This window comes from Actinomadura sp. K4S16 (assembly GCF_008327685.1).
Classification (GTDB): Bacteria; Actinomycetota; Actinomycetes; order Streptosporangiales; family Streptosporangiaceae; genus Spirillospora.
This window is the reverse complement of record NZ_BDDE01000030.1, coordinates 1-18010: the sequence shown is the minus strand read 5'-3', so window position 1 is coordinate 18010 and position 18010 is coordinate 1. Positions and strand designations below refer to the sequence as shown.

Below are 18010 nucleotides of genomic sequence, written 5' to 3'. Positions count from 1 at the left end.
CAACAGGGGAAATTGTCGCTGGAACGGCCGCAGTCAGTCGACCATCAGCCAGCCGCGCACTTCCGCTTCGTGGTCGATGAAGCGGTCGCCGGAGACGTCGATGACGACGCGGTCGATGGTGCCTCCGGTGAACCGGAACGGCGGCCGGTAGTCGGGGGTGACGGGTGAGCCCTCGGCGCGGCCCACGCAGAGCCCGTCCCCGACGGGGCAGAAGTAGCTGGGCTGGGTGACGAGGCGGGCGCCGGCCATCCGCTGCTCGTTCACGTAGAGGGTGAGGTCTCCGGTGGTGCCGGGCATCTCGGGGTCGGTGCTGCGGCCCTCGGCCCTGAACTCGGCCGTGAACGTGTGCCTGCCCGGCTCGATGGCCAGGTCGGCCGTCACGACCTGCAGGCGGCTGCCCACCCAGTTGTAGACGTAGGTCAGGCGGCCGTCCTTGATGTAGAGGCTGTGCCCGCCGGAGACGCCGCCATGGACGAACAGGACGCCCTCGACCTCGTCCGAGCGGACGTCGACCCCGGCGACGATCGTGTACGACCGGCCGTTGGTCATGACGGCGGACTGCTCCGGCACCGGCGCGCAGTCGGGGTAGTAGACGTACCGGTCCCGGGCCGGGGTGCCCTGCGGGCGCTCGGACAGGGTCTGTTCGAGTGCGGTGCGGTCGTCCAGCGGAAGGCCGTTGTAGATGCCGGCGTGGTAGTGCCACAGGCCCTTGAGCCGTTCGAGCCGCTCGGGCTCCCGGTCGGCCAGGTTCCTGGACTGGGCGCGGTCCCGGGTGAGGTCGTAGATCTCCCACACGTCCTCCTCGAACCTGCCCCAGCCGCTCAGCGGCGGGTGGACGGTGCAGGCCAGCCACCCGTCGTGGTAGATCGCCCGCTGCCCCAGCATCGCGTAGAACTGCGTGAGCTTGCCCGGTGCGGACGGGTCGGTGATCGAGGCCGCGAAGCTCTGCCCCTCGATCGGGCTCTGCGGGCGGCCCTTCAGCACTTCCGGCGGTTCGATGCCCAGCAGGTCGTAGAGCGTCGGGGTCACGTCCACGGCGTGGACGTACTGGTGGCGCACCTCGCCCCGGGCCTTGATCCTGGCGGGCCAAGCCACCAGGCACATGTCCGCGACGCCGCCCTCGTAGCCGGCCCAGCGCTTCCAGTACGGGAACGGGGTGTCGAACGCCCACGCCCACCCGGTGTTGTAGTGGTTGTAGGACGAAGGGGTACCGAGTTCGTCGATGTGCTCGAGAACCGACTCCGCGGGGGTCGGCAGGCCGTTGAAGAACCGCCACTCGTTGAAGGTGCCGTCCGGTCCGCCCTCGCCGCTTCCGCCGTTGTCGGAGACGGCCACGATGATGGTGTTGTCGAGCTCGCCGGCCGCCTCCAGGAAGTCGATCACCCGGCCGAGCTGCTCGTCGCTGTAGGAGACGTAGCCGGCGAAGACCTCGGCCATCCGCACGAACAACCGGCGCTCGCCCTCGCTCAGCGAGTCCCACGGCCGGACGGTGTCGAGTCGCGGCCACGGCTGCCCGGCAGGTCCCGTGGCCTCCGGCTCGCCGTGCGGATTGATCGCGGACAGTTCGGTGTCCTCGGGCAGCAGGCCGATCTGCTTCTGGCGGCGCAGGATCTCGGGCCGGATCGCCTCGTACCCCTCGTCGAACACGCCCCTGTACCGGTCGGCCCACTCCTTGTACACGTGATGCGGCGCGTGGGCGGCGTCGAGCGCCAGGTACATGAAGAACGGCTTGTCGGGCTGGACCGCCTTGGCGTCGCGGATGAACTGGATGGCCTTGTCGGACAGGTCCTTGGCGATGTGGTAGCCCTCCTCGGGCGTCCCGGGCGTGCCGATCTGGTGGTTGTCGTGGACCAGGCTCGGATACCAGGAGCTCGACTCGCCGTTGAGGAAGCCGTAGAACCGCTCGAACCCGCACCCGAGCGGCCAGCGGCCCTTGTAGGCGGCCATGCTGGTCTCCCACCCCGGGGTCAGGTGCCATTTGCCGACGCAGTAGGTGTTGTAGCCGTGCTCGGCGAGGACTTCGGAGACGAACCCGTTCTCGACCGGGATGCGGGTGGAGATCCCGGGGAACCCGGCGCTGAACTCGGCGACCGTGGCCATCCCGTTCGAGGTCGCGTTGCGTCCGTTCAGCAGCGAGGCCCTGCTCGGCGAGCACAGCGCGGTGGTGTGGAAGTTGGAGTAGCGCAGGCCGAGGTTCGCGATCCGGGTCATCGTCGGCGTCTTCACCGGGCCGCCGTAGCAGTCCATCGTCCCGTACCCGACGTCGTCCCACACGATCACCAGGACGTTCGGGGAGCCCTTGGACGCCCACGGCGACAGGAACGGCTCCCAGTCCGGCTCCGAATCGCGGATGTCCAGGGCGATCCTGCCCTTGAAGCCCTTCGCCATGACGTCTCTCCCCCGCAGCCCGATGCGCAGCAGCGCGCGTGGCCCGATGCGTACCGGCCGGTGCCGCCGTGAAAGGCGGCGCCGGTCGCGTTCACCGGTGTGCCTGTGCCGCGTTCGTTCCCGCCACGGGAAGGGGCACCCTACGCCCCTCCTCAAGGGATCCCGATGGAACGGTCACTTTCCGGCGGGGCCGTCCGCCGAGGGGCCCGCGTCAATCCGTCTGCCGGGTGATCTTCCGGGGCGGATGTCCGGCCCGATGGTGGATCACAGGGATGAGCGCCGCGGCCGAGAATTCGGGGGACCAATCCGCACCCCGCGCGGGAATGCACCGATCCCCTGAAGGGAAGCGCATGCGCCTCAGACGAAGGATCCTCGCGGTCGGCGTGGCCGGGGCGGCCCTCGTACCCGCTTTAAGCGTCACCGCTCTGGCCGAGCCGGGGACCGCCGGCGTCCGGGCAGGCGACACGACGAGCCCGGTCGAGAAGAAGCGCGTCGACCGCGTGCCCGCCCCGAAGCCCGCCTGGTACAAGTGCTACGGCTACGCCGAATGCGCGACCGTCCGGCTGCCTCTCGACTACGACGACCCGAAGGGCGCGACCACCGAGGTCGCCGTCCTCAGGGTGAAGGCGCGGAACGCCAAGAAGCGGATCGGCAGCCTGTTCGTGAACCCGGGCGGGCCCGGCGGCCAGGGCACCGCCATCGCGTACCAGGCTCCCGACTTCCTCGGCAAGGACGTCCTCGACCGCTTCGACATCGTCGGCTTCGACCCGCGCGGCATCGGGTTCAGCTCCAACGTCGCGTGCTTCAAGTCGACCAGGGACCAGAGCCTCGCCTTGGCCGGGATGGACGTGGCGTTCCCCGTCGGGGCGAAGCAGGAGGCGGCCTACATCAAGTCGGCGAAGGCGCTCGGCAAGGGCTGCTCCACGACCGGGAAGAAGCTGGCGGGCGCGATGTCCTCCGCCGAGGCGGCCCGCGACATGGACGTCCTGCGCCGCGCGGTCGGCGACAAGAAGCTGTCCTACCTGGGCTTCAGCTACGGGACGGCGATCGGCCAGTACTACGCGAACATGTTCCCCGACCGGGTTCGCGCCGTCGCCGTGGACGGCGTCATCGACCCCGTCTCCTGGGTCGGCACCCGGAAGACCGCGGGCCAGATCCTGGACGACCGGCTGCGGTCCGCCGACGGCGCCTACAAGGCGCTGAGGGAGATCCTCGTCCGCTGCGGCAAGGCGGGCAAGGCCAAGTGCACGTTCGCGGCCTACGGGGATCCCGTCAAGAACTTCGACGTGCTCGCCAAGCGGCTGAAGGCCAAGCCGGCCGACATCGAGGGCGACAAGATCACCTACGCCGACTTCGTCGGCGGCGCGCTCGGCATGCTGTACGACCCGAGCGGCTACGAGATCATCGACGCGATGGCCACCGACCTGTGGAAGGCGACCTCGTCCTCCTCGACGGCGGCGCAGAAGGCCGAGGCGCGCAAGGCCCTCGCCAAGCGCATCGCGGAGCGCCGGGCCGAGGTCGAGCGGAGGAAGGAGGCCGCGGCCAAGGTCTCGGCCAAGGACTTCCCCTACTACAACGACCTTGAGGCGTTCAGCGGCGTCACGTGCACCGACGGCCTGCACCCGAAGAAGGCGGGGAGCTGGCCCGCGCAGACGGCCGCGTCGGACAAGCGGGCGCCCTACTTCGGGCGCGCATGGGGCTGGGGCAGCGTCCAGTGCGCCGGCGACGCCTGGAAGGTCCGCGACGAGGACGCCTACACCGGTCCCTTCAACCGGCGTACGAGCGCTCCGGTCCTGTTCGTCGGGAACTACTACGACCCCGCCACGAACTACAAGGAGGCGGTCTCGTCCAGCAAGATGCTGCCCAACAGCCGGCTGCTGTCCAGCAACAGCTGGGGCCACACCGCCTACGGAACCTCGGACTGCGTGACGAAGGCGGTCGAGGGCTACCTCGTCCGCGTGGCGCTGCCGCCCGCGGGCAAGGTGTGCGTCGGGGACGTCCAGCCGTTCGCGGGGAACCCCGGACAGGCGCTCGGCACCAGAGGGCCGGCGGACGCGAGCGCGATGGCGACGCAGGTGAGCGCCGCCGGGAACGGCGCGAAGCTGCCGCCGGTGGCGACGCGGGTGCCGTCGTCCGTCCTGCTCGGCACGCGGTGAACTGACCGCCCGTGACGCCGGGCGGGCCCGCCTCGGGCCCGCCCGGCGTTCGCGTCAGCCGAGCGGGTCCGAGGGGGGATCGCCGCCTTCCTCCCCGGGGGCGCCGTCCCCGGCCTCCTGCACGATCCGCCGGATGACCGAGACGGTGCGGGCCAGATGGGGTTCCGTGCGGTCGGTCCGGTAGGCGACCGCGAGGTCGACGCTCATGGCGGGGCGCACCAGGGGCCGGAACACGACCCCTTCGAGGGCCAGGGCCGTCACCGGTTCCGGGACGACGGCAATGCCGAGGCCGCCCGCGACGAGGGTGACCAGGGTGGAGGTCTCGCCGACCTCGTGGCGGATCCTGGGCTCGACGCCGGCCTCGCGGAAGAGCCCGAGCACGACGTCGTACATCACCGAGCGGCGGTCCGCGGAATGCACGATGAGGTCGGCGCCCGCCATGTCGGCGACCCCCAGCTCCGGCAGCCCGGCCAGGCGGTGGTCGCCGGGGACGGCGACGACCAGCCGGTCCCGGCGCAGCGGCAGGACCGTGAGCGAGAGATCGCCGATCGGCGGCCGCAGCAGCGCCAGGTCGACGGCGCCGGCCCGCAGGGCCGCGGCCTGGTCCGGGACCAGCATCTCGCCGCGGAAGGAGAAGTCGACCCCGGGCAGTTCCAGGGAGAGGCCGCGGGACAGCGCGGGCAGCAGGCTGTAGGTCGCCGAGCCTACGCAGCCGATCGCGAGATGGCCGACCGCGCCGGCGGCCACCCGGCGGGCCTCGCGGGCCGCCTCGTCAACCTCGCCGAGGATGCTCCGGGCCCGTGCCAGGTAGCCGCGGCCCGCGTCGGTCAGCTCCACCCGGCGCGTGGTCCGGTGCAGCAGTTCCACGCCGAGGTCGGCCTCCAGTTGGCGGATCGCCTGCGACAGCGGCGGCTGGGCCATGGCGAGCCGCTCGGCGGCGCGTCCGAAGTGGAGCTCCTCCGCGACGGCGACGAAGTACCGCAGGTGGCGTAGATCCATATGGATTGAGTCTCAATAAGAGTGAATATTGATACTTCACTGTATCAAGGCAGGCCACCTAGCCTCGAAGCCATGACCTCCTTTCTCTACTCCGCCGTACGAACCCCGTTCGGACGGTTCAACGGCGCCCTGGCGGGTGTACGGCCGGACGACCTCGCGGCGGGCGTGATCACCGCGCTGCTGGACCGGGCGCCCCGGCTGGACCCGGCCGCGATCGGCGAAGTCGTCTGGGGCAACGCGAACGGAGCGGGAGAGGAGAACCGCAACGTCGGCAGGATGGCCGCGCTGCTGGCCGGGCTGCCGACGAGCGTGCCGGGCACGACGGTGAACCGGCTGTGCGGCTCCAGCCTCGACGCGGCGATGGGCGCCTCCCGGACGATCGAGTCGGGGGACGCCGACATCGTCGTGGCCGGCGGAGTCGAGTCGATGACCCGGGCGCCGTGGGTGCTGCCGAAGCCGGCCAGGGGCTTCCCGGCCGGGGACCTCGCCGCGGTCTCCACCACGCTCGGCTGGCGGCTGGTGAACCCGCGCATGCCGGAGGAGTGGACCGTCTCGCTCGGCGAGGCGAACGAGCGGCTCGGGGAGAAGTACGCCGTCGGCCGCGAGCGCCAGGACGCGTTCGCCCTGCGCTCCCACCGGCTGGCGGCGGCCGCCTGGGACGAGGGCTTCTACGACGGCCTCGTCGTCCCCGCCGGGGAACTGCGCCGCGACGAGGGCATCCGCGCGGACACCTCCCTGGAGAAGCTGGCCGGCCTCAAGCCGAGCTTCCGCGCAGACGGCACCATCACCGCCGGCAACGCCTCCCCGCTGAACGACGGCGCCGCCGCCCTGCTGCTCGGCTCGGCCGAAGCGGCCGACCGGATCGGCCTCGATCCCCTCGCCCGCATCGCCGGGCGGGGCGCGTTCGCGCTCGATCCGCAGGACTTCGGCTACGCCCCGGTCGAGGCGGCCGAACGGGCCCTCGCCCGGGCCGGGATCGGCTGGGACCGGGTCGGCGCGGTCGAGCTGAACGAGGCCTTCGCCGTGCAGTCGCTCGTCTGCGTCGACGCCTGGGGCATCGATCCGGAGATCGTCAACACCCGGGGCGGCGCGATAGCGATCGGCCACCCGCTGGGGGCGAGCGGCGCCCGCGTCCTCGGCACGCTCGCGAAGGTGCTCCGCGAGCGCCGGGAGCGCTGGGGCGTCGCCGCGATCTGCATCGGCGTCGGGCAGGGCCTCGCCGTCGTGCTGGAGAACACGGATCTGGAGAACACCGCCATGGGGAGCACGGGGGCCGGAGCATGAGCCGCACCGAGATCCTCGAAAGCGTCGACGAGGCCGTCCGCGGGATCGAGGACGGCAGCACCGTCCTGGTCGGCGGCTTCGGCTTCGCGGGAATGCCGTTCGACCTCATCGACGGGCTGATCCGGCAGGGCGCGACGGACCTCACCATCGTGTCCAACAACGCCGGCAACGGGGACGTCGGGCTGGCCGCGCTGCTGAAGGCCGGGCGCGTGCGGAAGGTGCTCTGCTCCTTCCCCCGGCAGCGCGACTCCCACGTCTTCGACGGGCTCTACCGGGCCGGGAAGATCGAGCTGGAGGTCGTGCCGCAGGGCAACCTCGCCGAGCGGATGCGGGCGGCGGGCGCGGGCATCGGCGCCTTCTACTGCCCGACCGGCGCGGGCACCTCCCTGGCCGAGGGCAAGGAGACCCGGACCATCGACGGGCGCGTCCACGTCCTGGAGTACCCGATCAAGGGCGACGTCGCCCTGATCAGCGCCCACCGCGCCGATCCGATGGGCAACCTCGTCTACCGCAAGACCGCGCGGAACTTCGGCCCCGTCATGGCCGCGGCCGCGACCACCACGATCGTGCAGGTGTCCGACGTGGTCCCGGTCGGCGCCCTCGACCCGGAGGCGGTCGTCACGCCCGGCATCTACGTCGACCGCGTGGTGCGCGTCGAGCAACGGCACTACACCGTCCAAGGAGCGCGCTGACATGCCCCGCACCACCGGTCCCCTCACCCCGGACGAGCTCGCGGAGGTCGTCGCCCGCGACATCCCGGCCGGCTCCTACGTCAACCTCGGCATCGGGAGGCCGACCAAGGTCGCCGACCATCTCCCCGACGGCTCGGGCATCGTGCTGCACACCGAGAACGGCATGCTCAACATGGGCCCCGCCGCCGTCGGCGAGCAGGTCGACCCCGATCTCACGAACGCCGGCAAGGTCCCGGTGACCGAGCTCCCCGGAGCCTCGTACTTCCACCACGCCGACTCCTTCGCCATGATGCGCGGCGGCCATCTCGACGTGTGCGTGCTCGGCGCGTTCCAGGTCTCGGCCACCGGCGACCTCGCCAACTGGCACACCGGCGCTCCCGACGCCATCCCGGCCGTCGGCGGCGCGATGGACCTGGCCATCGGCGCCAAGCAGGTCTTCGTGATGATGACGCTCTTCGACAAGGAGGGCCGGTCCAAGCTGGTACCCGCCTGCACCTACCCGCTGACCGGGGTCGGCTGCGTCAGCAGGGTCTACACCGACGTCGCCGTCATCGACGTGGGCCCGGACGGGGCGGCGGTCCGCGAGACCTTCGGGGTCACCGTCGAGGAGCTCCGCGACCGCCTCCCGGTCCCCCTCAGGACCGCGTCGCGCGACTGAAAGACCCCGTCCCTTTACATTGTAGATTTCTAGATCGAGGACGTTCCGCCTCCAACGGCGCTCAGCCCTGGGCGGGGAACGGGCCGGCGCGGCCGAGCAGGGCCGGGACAGGCTTGCCGAGGCGTTCGCCGAGCCAGGCCGCCGTCTCCGCGACCGCGGCCATCCGGACCCCGGTGTCGACGCCCGACCGGTCCAGCGCGTACAGCAGGTCCTCGGTGGCGATGTTGCCGGTGGCGGCGGGGGCGAACGGGCAGCCGCCGAAGCCGCCGGCGCTGGCGTCCAGGGCGCTCACCCCGCAGTCGAGGGCCGTGAGGGCGTTGGCGTAGCCGGTGTTGCGGGTGTTGTGGAAGTGGCAGCGCAGCGGGACTCCGGGGGCGGCCTCGGCGGCGCCCGCCAGCAGCGTGCGGACCTGGGCCGGGACGCCGACACCGATCGTGTCGGCCACGGCGATCTCGTCGGGCTCGCTTTCGGCGACCCGCCGGACCAGGTCGAGCACGCGGTCCGCGGGGACCTCGCCCTCGAAGGGGCAGCCGAAGGCCGCGGCGATCGTCACGGTCCGGCGGAGGCCGGCGGCGCGGGCGTCCGCGGCGACGGCGGCCCAGGCGGCGACGCCCTCCTCGACGGTGCAGCCCTGGTTGCGGCGGCTGAACTCGTCGGTGGCCACCACGACGACGTTGACCTCGTCCACACCGGCGGCCAGCGCGCGGTCGAGCCCGCGCCTGTTGAGGACCAGCCCCGCATAGCTGACACCGTCCGGCCTGGGGAGCCGCTCCATCACCGCCTCGGCGTCGGCCATCTGCGGCACCCGCTTCGGGTTCACGAAGCTGACCGCCTCGATCCGCCGCAGCCCCGCCGCGACGCTGCGTTCGATGAGCCGCACCTTGTCGGCGGTCGCGAGGACCGCGGACTCGTTCTGCAGCCCGTCCCGGGGCGCCACCTCGATGAGTTCGACCATGAGCATCCTTTGTATGCAATCTGACGTCACCTGCAGGATTCTCCTGGGGACTCTCTTGTGTCAAGGGACACATTGTGTCTATGTTGCATGCAATCAACCGAAGGAGGTCGGGATGGTCCGTGCCGTGGACCGTGTCTACACACGGCTGCGCGCCGACATCCTGGACGGCGTCCACCCGCCCGGGGCACGACTCGGCGAGGCCGAACTGGCCGAGGCCACCGGCTCCAGCCGGACGCCCGTCCGGGAGGCGCTGCGGCGGCTGGAGGTCGAGGGCCTGGTCGAGGTGCTGCCGCACCGCGGCGCGCGGGTCCCGGACTGGACGCCCGAGGACCTGGAGGAGATCTACGACCTGCGGATGCTGCTGGAGGGCGCCGCCGCACGGCGCGCCGCCACCCGAGTCACCGCCTCGGACGCGGACCGGATGGACGAGCTGTGCCGGCTGATGGACGAGGCCGTCGAGCCGGGCGCCGGCCAGGACCTGGACCGCGTCGCCGAGCTCAACGCCGAGTTCCACGACGTCATCCGCGCCGCCGCGGCCAGCGGCCGGCTCGTGTCCATGCTCAACGCGGTGGTGCAGCTCCCCCTCGTCATGCGGACCTTCCACCGCTACTCCCCCGCCGACCTGGCCCGCAGCTCCGCACACCACCGCGAGCTGGCCGCGGCCCTGCGCGCCCACGACGGCACGTGGGCCGAGTCGGTGATGCGGGCGCACGTGCTCGCCGCGAAGGCGGTGCTGCTGCGCGCCGCCCGCACCCCCGACGACCCGAACGACCACACGGAAACGAGGACCGGCTAGATGTCAACGCACGACGGCGCCGCGCCGGACGCCCGGGGCCCGCTCGCCGACCTCCGCGTCGTGGAGATGGGGCAGCTGCTCGCCGGACCGTTCTGCGGCCAGCTGCTCGGCGACTTCGGCGCCGAAGTGATCAAGCTGGAGTCGCCCGGCGCCGGCGACCCGATGCGCCAGTGGGGCCGCGAGAAGCCGCACGGCAAGTCCCTGTGGTGGCCCGTGGTCGCCCGCAACAAGAAGTCGGTGACCTGCGACCTGCGCACCCCCGAGGGCCAGGACCTCGCCCGGCGGATCATCGACCGCGCCGACATCGTGGTCGAGAACTTCCGGCCCGGCACGCTGGAGCGCTGGGGGATGGACTTCGACCGCCTCCGCGAGACGAACCCCGGCCTGATCCTGGTCCGCGTGTCCGGGTTCGGGCAGACCGGCCCCTACGCGCCCCGGGCGGGGTACGGGTCGATCGGCGAGGCGATGGGCGGCATCCGCTACGTGACCGGCGATCCCGGCGGCGCGCCCGCCCGCGCCGGGATCTCGCTCGGCGACTCCCTGGCCGCGGTGTTCGCCACGATCGGCGCGCTCGTCGCCGTCCACCACCGGACCGCCACCGGACGCGGCCAGGTCGTCGACTCGGCGATCTACGAGGCGGTGCTGGCGATGATGGAGTCGCTGCTGCCGGAGTGGGCGGTCGCCGGGTACCAGCGCGAGCGGACCGGTTCGGTGCTGCCCAACGTCTCCCCCAGCAACGTCTACCCGACGGCGTCGGGCGAGATGATCCTCATCGCCGCCAACCAGGACACCGTGTTCGGACGGCTCGCCAAGACGATGGGCCGGCCCGAGCTGAGCGCCGACCCGCGGTTCGCCGGGCACGCCGACCGGGGCCGGCACATGGCCGAGCTGGACGAGATCATCTCGGCCTGGTCGGCCCGGATCGAGACCGGGGACCTGCTGGAGCGGCTGCACGCCGGCGGCGTCCCGGCCGGCCGGATCTACACCGCCAAGGACATGTTCGACGATCCCCACTTCGCCGCCCGCGAGGCGATCGTGCGCCTGGTCCACCCGGACTTCGGCGAGCTCCCGATGCACAACGCGTTCCCCAGGCTCAGCGAGACCCCGGGGTCGGTGCGGCGGCCCGGCCCCGAGCTCGGCGAGCACAACCGGGAGGTCTACGGCGGCCTCCTGGACCTTCGAGAAGACGAGATCGCCGCGCTGTCCGAGCGCGGCGTCATCTGAGCACAGCACCGGGAGAGCAGATGGGTTATCGACTGGGCGTCGATGTGGGCGGCACGTTCACCGACGTGCTGCTCGTCGACGAGCAGACCGGCGTCAGCCACCGCGCCAAGACGGCCTCCACTCCGGCGGACCAGTCGGAGGGCGTGCTCAACGGCATCCGCAAGGTGTGCCGCGACGCCGGCATCGAGATGAGCGAGGTGGCGCACGTCCTGCACGGCACCACCGTGGCGACCAACGCGATCCTCCAGGGCCGGGGCGCGCGGGTCGGGCTGGTGACGACCGAGGGGTTCCGGCAGGTCCTGCAGATCGGCCGGTCGTTCGTCCCCGGCGGCCTCGCCGGCTGGATCATCTGGCCGAAGCCGGAGCCGCTGGCCCGGCTGGAGCACACCGTGGAGATCCCGGGCCGGATCGCCGCGGACGGCACGGTCGTCGCCCCGCTGGACGAGGAGCGCGCGCGTGCGGAGCTGCGGCGGCTCCGCGGGGCCGGCATCGAGGCGCTGACGGTCTCGCTGATCAACTCCTACGCCAACGACGAGCACGAGCGGCGGGTGGCGGAGCTGGCCGGCGAGGAGCTGCCCGGAGTGCCGGTGTCGCTGTCCAGCCACGTCCTGCCGGAGATGCGGGAGTACGAGCGCACCGTCACCACCGTGGCGAACAGCTACGTCCAGCCCGAGGTGTCCCGCTATGTACGCAACCTGGACCGGTCCCTGAGCGGAAGCGGGATCGAGGCGCCGCTGTCGGTGCTGCGCAGCGACGGCGGGCTGACCAAGGCCGCCAAGGCGGCCGAGGACCCGGTGTCGCTGCTGCTGTCCGGCCCGGCCGGCGGGGTGACGGGGGCGGTCTGGTTCGCCGAGCAGGCCGGGTTCCCCGACTTCCTCACCTTCGACATGGGCGGCACGTCCACGGACGTGGCGCTGGTGCTCGGCGGGCGTCCCCGGATCGGCCGGGAGACCACCGTCGGCGACCTCACCGTCCGCGCCACCAGCGTGGACGTCCGCACGGTCGGCGCCGGAGGAGGCTCGATCGCGCACGTCCCCGAGCTGACCAGGGCTCTGCGGGTCGGCCCCCAGTCCGCGGGCGCCGACCCGGGCCCGGCGGCCTACGGGTCGGGCGGCACCGAGCCGACGGTCACCGACGCCAACGTCGTGCTCGGCTACCTGCCGACGCGGCTCGCCGGCGGGGAGATCGCGCTGGACGCCGAGGCCGCCCGCAAGGCGCTGCGCTCCATCGCCGACGCGATGGGGCTGCCGAGCGTCGAGGCGGCGGCGGCCGGCGTGATCGACATCGTCAACGAGAACATGCTCGGCGCGCTCCGCCTGATCAGCGTCCGGCAGGGCTACGACCCCCGCGACTTCGCGCTGATGTCGTTCGGCGGCGCCGGCCCGCTGCACGCCAACGCGCTCGGCCGGCTGACCGGCTCCTGGCCGGTGATCGTGCCGCCGTCGCCGGGCGTCCTGTGCGCCTACGGGGACGCGACCACCTGCCCCCGCGACGAGAGCGCCCGCACGATGGTGCGCCGCTTCTCCACCCTCGACGACGACGAACTGCGAACCGCGCTCGCCGAGCTGGCCGACGCCGCCGCCGCGCGGCTGGAGGCGGAGGGCGTGCCGCGCGAGAGCCAGACCGCGACGTACCAGATCGACCTGCGCTACCACGGGCAGGGCTTCGAGATCCCGGTCGAGGTGGACCGCGCGACCGTCGACGGCGACCTGCTGGCCGAGCTCGGCGCCGCCTTCGACGCCGAGCACGAGCGGCTGTTCTCCTTCCTGCTCGACAACGAGCGCGAGGTGATCAACCTGCGGGTCACGGTGAGCGGGCCGCGCCCGGAGGTCGCCTGGCGCGTCCTGCCGGAAGGGACGGGCGACCCGTCCGCCGCCCTGATCCGCGAGACCGAGGTGTGGATGGACGGCGCGACGACGTCCGCCCGCATCTACGACCGTTCCAAGCTGCTCTCCGGTGACGTCGTGGCCGGGCCGGCCGTGGTGGTCGAGATGGACTCCACCACGCTCGTGCTGGCCGGGCACGCCGCGACCGTGCACCCCAGCGGCAGCCTGCTGATCCGTCCGCTGAACGAGGAGGGCTGATGGCCGAGATCCTGCAGACCGAGACCGCGCCGGTCGGACGGGTCGACGTCGACCCGGTGACCCTGGACATCATCGAGAACGCGCTGCGCAACGCCCGGCACGAGATGGACGAGGTGCTGTTCCGCACCGCGCTGTCGCCGGGCATCCGCGAGCAGCACGACGAGTTCCCGCTGATCGCCGATCCGGCGGGGAAGATGGTCGTCGGCCAGTTCGGGCTCTCGGTCCCCGACTTCCTGGAGAACTTCGACGGGACGATCGGCGAGGGCGACATCCTGATGACGTCCGACCCGTACGCGTGCGGCGCGGCGATCAGCCACGCCAACGACTGGCTGCTGGTGGTGCCGATCTTCCACGAGGGCCGGCTGGTCGGCTGGTCCTCGATGTTCGGCCACATGTCGGACGTGGGCGGCAAGACGCCCAGCTCGATGCCCGCCGACGCCCGCACCATCTACGAGGAGGGCGTGGTCGTACCGCCGTTCAAGCTGTACGAGGGCGGCGTGCTGAACGAGTCGGCGCTGCGCATCATCCTCAACCAGGTGCGCATGCCCGACTGGAACCGCGCCGACCTGAACGGCCTGGTCGCCGCGTGCACCACGGCGGCCCGGCGGGTCTCCGAGCTGTGCGCGCGGTTCGGCGTCGAGACCTACCTGTCCGCGCTGGACGCCCTGCTCGACCGCAACTACCAGGCCATGAAGGTGCTGCTGGCCACCCTCTTCGAGGAGGGCCGGACGCTGGAGTTCGCCGACTACATCTGCGACGACGGCTGCGGGTACGGCCCGTACGAGCTGAAGATCTCGCTGACCCGGACCGGCGAGAAGATCCATCTGGACTTCTCGCACGCGGCCCCGCAGGCCGTCGGGCCGGTGAACTACTTCATCAACGAGAACCTCGTCCGGATGTTCTTCGGCATCTACGTGATCACCGTCGCGGACCCGCAGATCCTCTGGAACGACGGCTTCTACCCGCTGATCGACGTGACGATCCCCGAGGACTCGTTCTGGAAGCCGCGCCACCCCGCCGCGCTGAACGCCCGCAACCACGGCATCGGCCGGGTGTTCGACCTGTTCGGCGGGCTGCTCGGCCAGACCAACCCGGAGATCCTCAACGCGGCCGGCTTCTCGTCCTCGCCGCACTTCATGTACTCGGGGCACTACGCCTCGGGGCCGCGCGAGGGCGAGTGGTTCCAGCTGTACTCGATCGGGTTCGGCGGCGTGCCGGGACGCCCCGTAGGGGACGGCCCTGACGGGCACTCGCTGTGGCCCTCGTTCGTCAACATCCCCTGCGAGTACCTGGAGTCGTACTACCCGCTGCGCATCGAGCGGTGGGAGACGATCGCCGACTCCGGCGGCGCGGGCCTGCACCGGGGCGGCAACGGGGTCGACGTCGCGTACTGCTTCGAGGAGCCCGGCACGATCGCGATCCACGACGACCGCTGGCTCACCTACCCGTGGGGGGTGAACGGCGGACGTCCGGGCGCGCGGGGCCGCAAGTGGATCGAGCGGGCCGACGGCACCCGCGAGGTGCTGCCCAGCAAGATCCACGACGTTCCGGTCCGGCCCGGCGACGTCCTGCACTTCGTGACCTGGGGCGGCGGCGGATGGGGCGACCCCCTGGCCCGCTCGGCCGAGCTCGTCGCGCTGGAGGTGAAGCGCGGCCTGGTCACCGCGGACGGCGCCCGCGACGGCTACGGCGTGGTCTGCACCGGCGAGGGCGTCCTCGACGAGGAGGACACCGAGGCGCTGCGGGCGAGGATGGCCGCCGAGCGGACCGGGATCCCGGTGTTCGACATGGGCCCGCCGCTGGAGCAGATCCTCGCCCGCTGCGAGGAGGAGACGGGCCTCCCCGCCCCGCGCCCGCCGGTCGACGTCCGGTCCGCCGCCGCATTGGGCGACCGCCGGTGAGCGACCTCGCCGCCGACTACCGCGCCTCGGGCTTCGGCCGCGGCCTCGGCTGCGGCCGGTCGCCCGCGGTGCTGGTGGTGGACCTCGTCCGCGCCTACCTGGTGGACGGGTCGCCGCTGCGCGCCCCGGTCGAGGACGCGGCGGCCGCCGCCGTGGCCCTGATCGGCGCGGGCCGGGCGGCCGGGCTGCCGGTGCTGTTCACCCGGGTGGAGTACCGGCCGGGCGGCGCGGACGGCGGGCTGTTCCGGCTCAAGGTGCCCGCGCTGCGCGTGTTCGAGGAAGGGAGCCCCCTCGGCGACTTCGCCGAGGGGGCGGCCCCTCGTCCCGGCGAGACCGTGGTCACCAAGCAGTACGCCAGCGCGTTCCACGGCACGTCGCTGGCGGCCACCCTGACCGCGTCCGGCATCGACACCGTGCTGATCTGCGGGCTCACCACCAGCGGCTGCATCCGCGCCACCGCGACCGACGCGTTGCAGCACGGGTTCCGGCCGCTGGTGGTGGACGAGGCCTGCGGCGACCGGGACCGCCGCCTCCACGAGGCCAACCTGCTGGACCTCGGCGCCAAGTACGCCGACGTCCTGCCCCTCGACGAGGCGCTCACCACCGTGCGCGGCTTCTCACCGCGCGGTGGGGAAGGCCATTGAGGACGCCCCGTCGGTCGCGACGGGGGCGGGCCAGCGGGAGGTGACGGCCTTGGCGCGCGTGTAGAAGCGCACCCCTTCGGCCCCGTGGACGTGGGTGTCCCCGAACAGGGACGCCTTCCAGCCGCCGAAGGAGTAGAACGCCATCGGCACCGGGATGGGGACGTTCACCCCGATCATCCCGACGTGCACGGCGCGCTGGAACCGCCGCGCCGCCTCCCCCGACGAGGTGAAGACCGCCGTCCCGTTGCCGTAGGGGTTGGCGTTGATCAGCGCGATCGCCTCGTCGAGCGTCTCGGCGCGCAGCACCAGCAGGACCGGCCCGAAGATCTCCTCCTGGTAGGCCGCCATGTCGGTGGCGGCGCCGTCGAGCAGGCACGGGCCGACGAAGTATCCGGGGCCGTCCAGGCCGCGCCCGTCCACGACGAGCTTCGCACCGGCCCGCTCCGCCTCCTCGACGTGCCCGGTGACGCGCTCCCGCGCCGCCTCGCTGATCAGCGGGCCCATCTCGCTCGCCGGGTCGGCGCCCGGCCCCACCCTGATCGCGCGGGCCCGCTCGGCGAGCCGCTCGACCAGCGGGTCCCCGGCGGCGCCGACGGCGACCGTCACGGAGACGGCCATGCAGCGCTGCCCCGCCGATCCGTACGCCGCCGCCGTGATCTGGTCCGCGGCCAGGTCGAGGTCGGCGTCGGGCAGGACGACCGCGTGGTTCTTCGCGCCGCCGAGGGCCTGCACCCGCTTGCCCGCGGCGCTCGCCGCCTCGTGGACGTGCCGCGCCACGGGCGTGGACCCGACGAACGACACCGCCGCCACGCCGGGGTGCGTGATCAGCGCGTCGGCGGTGACGTGGTCGCCGTGCAGCACGTTGAACACCCCGTCCGGCAGCCCCGCCTGCGCGTACAGTTCGGCGACCAGGTTGGACGCGGAGGGCACGCGCTCGCTCGGCTTCAGCACGAACGTGTTGCCGCACGCGATGGCGATCGGGTGCATCCACAGCGGGACCATCACCGGGAAGTTGAACGGGACGACTCCCGCGCACACGCCGAGCGGCTGCCGGAAGGAGAACGCGTCCACTCCGGACGACACCTGGTCGGAGAACTCGCCCTTGAGCACCTGCGCGATCCCGCAAGCGAACTCGACGACCTCGCGCCCTCGCACGACCTCTCCGCGCGCGTCGTCCAGGACCTTGCCGTGCTCGGCGGTGACCAGGCGGGCCAGCTCGTCCTCGTGCCGCTCCAGCAGGTCGCGCAGCGCGAACATGATCCGCGCGCGCCGGCTGAGCGACACCTCGGACCACGTCTCGAACGCTCGCGCCGCGGCTCCCACCGCCGCGTCCACCTCGGCGCGGCGCCCGAGGACGACCTCGCCGGACTGCCGGCCCGTCGCCGGGTCGTGCACGGCCGCCGTGGTGCTCCCGCCCACCGGGACACCACCGATCCAGTGCTGGATAGAACGCATCGGGTTCCTTTCACAGGTAACGGCGCTGGGCCTTCTTGTCGTCTTCGTAGCGGGCGCGCGCCTGCCGGGTCTGCTCCAGCGCCGACACCTCGGCGACCGGGACGTCCCACCAGGCCTCGCTGTCAGGCGCCGCTGCCAGGGGATCGGTCTCCACGTGGACGACCGTCGTCCGGGGTGAGGCGACCGCCTGGCGGAGCGCCTTCCTGAAACCGTCGGCATCGTCGGCGCGGATGACGTCGGCGCCGAGGCTGGCGGCGTTGGCGGCGAGGTCGACGGGGATGGGGTCGCCGTCCAGGCCGGTGGGGGTGCGCAGGCGGTGGCGGGTGCCGAAGCGCTGGGCGCCGACCGATTCGGACAGGTTGCCGATGGAGGCGTAGCCGTGGTTCTGGACCAGGACGACGACGAGTTTGACGCCTTCGGCGGCGGCGGTGGTGAGTTCCTGGGCCATCATCAGGTAGGAGCCGTCGCCGACCATGACGAACACTTCGCGGTCGGGCGCGGCCATCTTCACCCCGAGCCCCCCGGCGATCTCGTAGCCCATGCAGGAGTAGCCGTACTCGACGTGGTAGCCCTTGGGGTCGCGGGCCCGCCACAGCTTGTGCAGGTCGCCGGGCATCGACCCGGCCGCGCACACCACCACGTCCCGCGGACCGGCCTCGGCGTTGACGATGCCGATGACCTCCGCCTGGGCCGGCGGCGTTCCCCGCCGCCCCGCGAACGCGGCGTCGACGACGCCGTTCCACCGCCGCGCCCGCTCGCGCGCCTCGTCGCGAC

Annotated in this window: 14 protein-coding genes; 9 read left to right on the top strand and 5 right to left on the bottom strand. The window is 72.4% G+C overall.

Annotation, left to right across the window (positions count from 1 at the left end; genetic code table 11):
• Positions 1-33 precede the first annotated feature (33 nt).
• The gene (locus tag K4S16_RS41235) at positions 34-2388 is read right to left on the bottom strand and encodes an arylsulfatase (protein WP_149264555.1); all 2355 of its coding nucleotides are present in this window, start codon (positions 2386-2388) and stop codon (positions 34-36) included.
• A 350-nt stretch (positions 2389-2738) separates the two neighbouring features.
• Here K4S16_RS41235 and K4S16_RS41230 point away from each other — a divergent pair, with 350 nt between their 5' ends.
• Positions 2739-4544: an alpha/beta fold hydrolase gene (locus K4S16_RS41230; protein ID WP_149264554.1), complete on the top strand. Its 1806-nt coding sequence runs from the start codon at positions 2739-2741 to the stop codon at positions 4542-4544.
• A gap of 54 nt (positions 4545-4598) precedes the next feature.
• Here the strand turns inward: K4S16_RS41230 and K4S16_RS41225 are convergent, their stop codons facing one another.
• On the bottom strand, positions 4599-5543 hold the full coding sequence (locus tag K4S16_RS41225) for a LysR substrate-binding domain-containing protein (RefSeq protein WP_149264553.1): 945 nt from the start codon (positions 5541-5543) through the stop codon (positions 4599-4601).
• Positions 5544-5615: 72 nt separating this feature from the next.
• Here K4S16_RS41225 and K4S16_RS41220 point away from each other — a divergent pair, with 72 nt between their 5' ends.
• The 3 genes from K4S16_RS41220 to K4S16_RS41210 are packed head-to-tail and all read left to right on the top strand — an operon-like array spanning position 5616 to position 8177.
• A complete protein-coding gene (locus K4S16_RS41220) occupies positions 5616-6827 on the top strand; it encodes a thiolase family protein (RefSeq protein ID WP_149264552.1) in 1212 nt (403 codons plus the stop codon).
• The gene (locus tag K4S16_RS41215) at positions 6824-7519 is read left to right on the top strand and encodes a 3-oxoacid CoA-transferase subunit A (RefSeq protein ID WP_149264551.1); all 696 of its coding nucleotides are present in this window, start codon (positions 6824-6826) and stop codon (positions 7517-7519) included. The genes K4S16_RS41220 and K4S16_RS41215 overlap by 4 nt, the downstream gene beginning before the upstream one ends.
• Before the next feature lies 1 nt (position 7520).
• Positions 7521-8177: a 3-oxoacid CoA-transferase subunit B gene (locus tag K4S16_RS41210; protein WP_149264550.1), complete on the top strand. Its 657-nt coding sequence runs from the start codon at positions 7521-7523 to the stop codon at positions 8175-8177.
• Between the two features lie 61 nt (positions 8178-8238).
• On the opposite strand, the gene K4S16_RS41205 is transcribed toward K4S16_RS41210, so the two are convergent.
• Positions 8239-9132, bottom strand: a complete 894-nt coding sequence (locus K4S16_RS41205) for a hydroxymethylglutaryl-CoA lyase (RefSeq protein WP_235037407.1) — start codon at positions 9130-9132, stop codon at positions 8239-8241.
• Between the two features lie 112 nt (positions 9133-9244).
• On the opposite strand from K4S16_RS41205, the gene K4S16_RS41200 reads away from it, so the two are divergent.
• From K4S16_RS41200 to K4S16_RS41180, 5 genes are read left to right on the top strand one after another with little or no spacing between them, the layout of a single operon-like run.
• Positions 9245-9928: a GntR family transcriptional regulator gene (locus tag K4S16_RS41200; protein ID WP_149264548.1), complete on the top strand. Its 684-nt coding sequence runs from the start codon at positions 9245-9247 to the stop codon at positions 9926-9928.
• Complete coding sequence (locus tag K4S16_RS41195; RefSeq protein WP_149264547.1) at positions 9929-11152, top strand: CaiB/BaiF CoA-transferase family protein; 1224 nt, start codon at positions 9929-9931, stop codon at positions 11150-11152.
• A gap of 20 nt (positions 11153-11172) precedes the next feature.
• A complete protein-coding gene (locus K4S16_RS41190) occupies positions 11173-13236 on the top strand; it encodes a hydantoinase/oxoprolinase family protein (RefSeq protein WP_149264546.1) in 2064 nt (687 codons plus the stop codon).
• Positions 13236-15137, top strand: a complete 1902-nt coding sequence (locus K4S16_RS41185; protein WP_149264545.1) for a hydantoinase B/oxoprolinase family protein — start codon at positions 13236-13238, stop codon at positions 15135-15137. The genes K4S16_RS41190 and K4S16_RS41185 overlap by 1 nt, the downstream gene beginning before the upstream one ends.
• The gene (locus K4S16_RS41180) at positions 15134-15781 is read left to right on the top strand and encodes an isochorismatase family protein (RefSeq protein WP_149264544.1); all 648 of its coding nucleotides are present in this window, start codon (positions 15134-15136) and stop codon (positions 15779-15781) included. Before K4S16_RS41185 ends, K4S16_RS41180 begins: the two co-directional genes overlap by 4 nt.
• Here the strand turns inward: K4S16_RS41180 and K4S16_RS41175 are convergent.
• On the bottom strand, positions 15755-17236 hold the full coding sequence (locus K4S16_RS41175; RefSeq protein WP_149264543.1) for a CoA-acylating methylmalonate-semialdehyde dehydrogenase: 1482 nt from the start codon (positions 17234-17236) through the stop codon (positions 15755-15757). The genes K4S16_RS41180 and K4S16_RS41175 overlap by 27 nt on opposite strands.
• Before the next feature lie 10 nt (positions 17237-17246).
• Positions 17247-18010, bottom strand: a 764-nt coding sequence (locus K4S16_RS41170) for a thiamine pyrophosphate-dependent enzyme (RefSeq protein ID WP_235037406.1), incomplete at its 5' end; no start/stop codon positions are given.

Excerpts from the sequence above, each read along its gene's own strand:
- K4S16_RS41235 (WP_149264555.1), bottom strand. The coding sequence starts at position 2,388 with ATGGCGAAGGGCTTCAAGGGCAGGATCGCCCTGGACATCCGCGATTCG.
- K4S16_RS41230 (WP_149264554.1), top strand. The coding sequence starts at position 2,739 with ATGCGCCTCAGACGAAGGATCCTCGCGGTCGGCGTGGCCGGGGCGGCC.
- K4S16_RS41225 (WP_149264553.1), bottom strand. The coding sequence starts at position 5,543 with ATGGATCTACGCCACCTGCGGTACTTCGTCGCCGTCGCGGAGGAGCTC.
- K4S16_RS41220 (WP_149264552.1), top strand. The coding sequence starts at position 5,616 with ATGACCTCCTTTCTCTACTCCGCCGTACGAACCCCGTTCGGACGGTTC.
- K4S16_RS41215 (WP_149264551.1), top strand. The coding sequence starts at position 6,824 with ATGAGCCGCACCGAGATCCTCGAAAGCGTCGACGAGGCCGTCCGCGGG.
- K4S16_RS41210 (WP_149264550.1), top strand. The coding sequence starts at position 7,521 with ATGCCCCGCACCACCGGTCCCCTCACCCCGGACGAGCTCGCGGAGGTC.
- K4S16_RS41205 (WP_235037407.1), bottom strand. The coding sequence starts at position 9,132 with ATGGTCGAACTCATCGAGGTGGCGCCCCGGGACGGGCTGCAGAACGAG.
- K4S16_RS41200 (WP_149264548.1), top strand. The coding sequence starts at position 9,245 with ATGGTCCGTGCCGTGGACCGTGTCTACACACGGCTGCGCGCCGACATC.
- K4S16_RS41195 (WP_149264547.1), top strand. The coding sequence starts at position 9,929 with ATGTCAACGCACGACGGCGCCGCGCCGGACGCCCGGGGCCCGCTCGCC.
- K4S16_RS41190 (WP_149264546.1), top strand. The coding sequence starts at position 11,173 with ATGGGTTATCGACTGGGCGTCGATGTGGGCGGCACGTTCACCGACGTG.
- K4S16_RS41185 (WP_149264545.1), top strand. The coding sequence starts at position 13,236 with ATGGCCGAGATCCTGCAGACCGAGACCGCGCCGGTCGGACGGGTCGAC.
- K4S16_RS41175 (WP_149264543.1), bottom strand. The coding sequence starts at position 17,236 with ATGCGTTCTATCCAGCACTGGATCGGTGGTGTCCCGGTGGGCGGGAGC.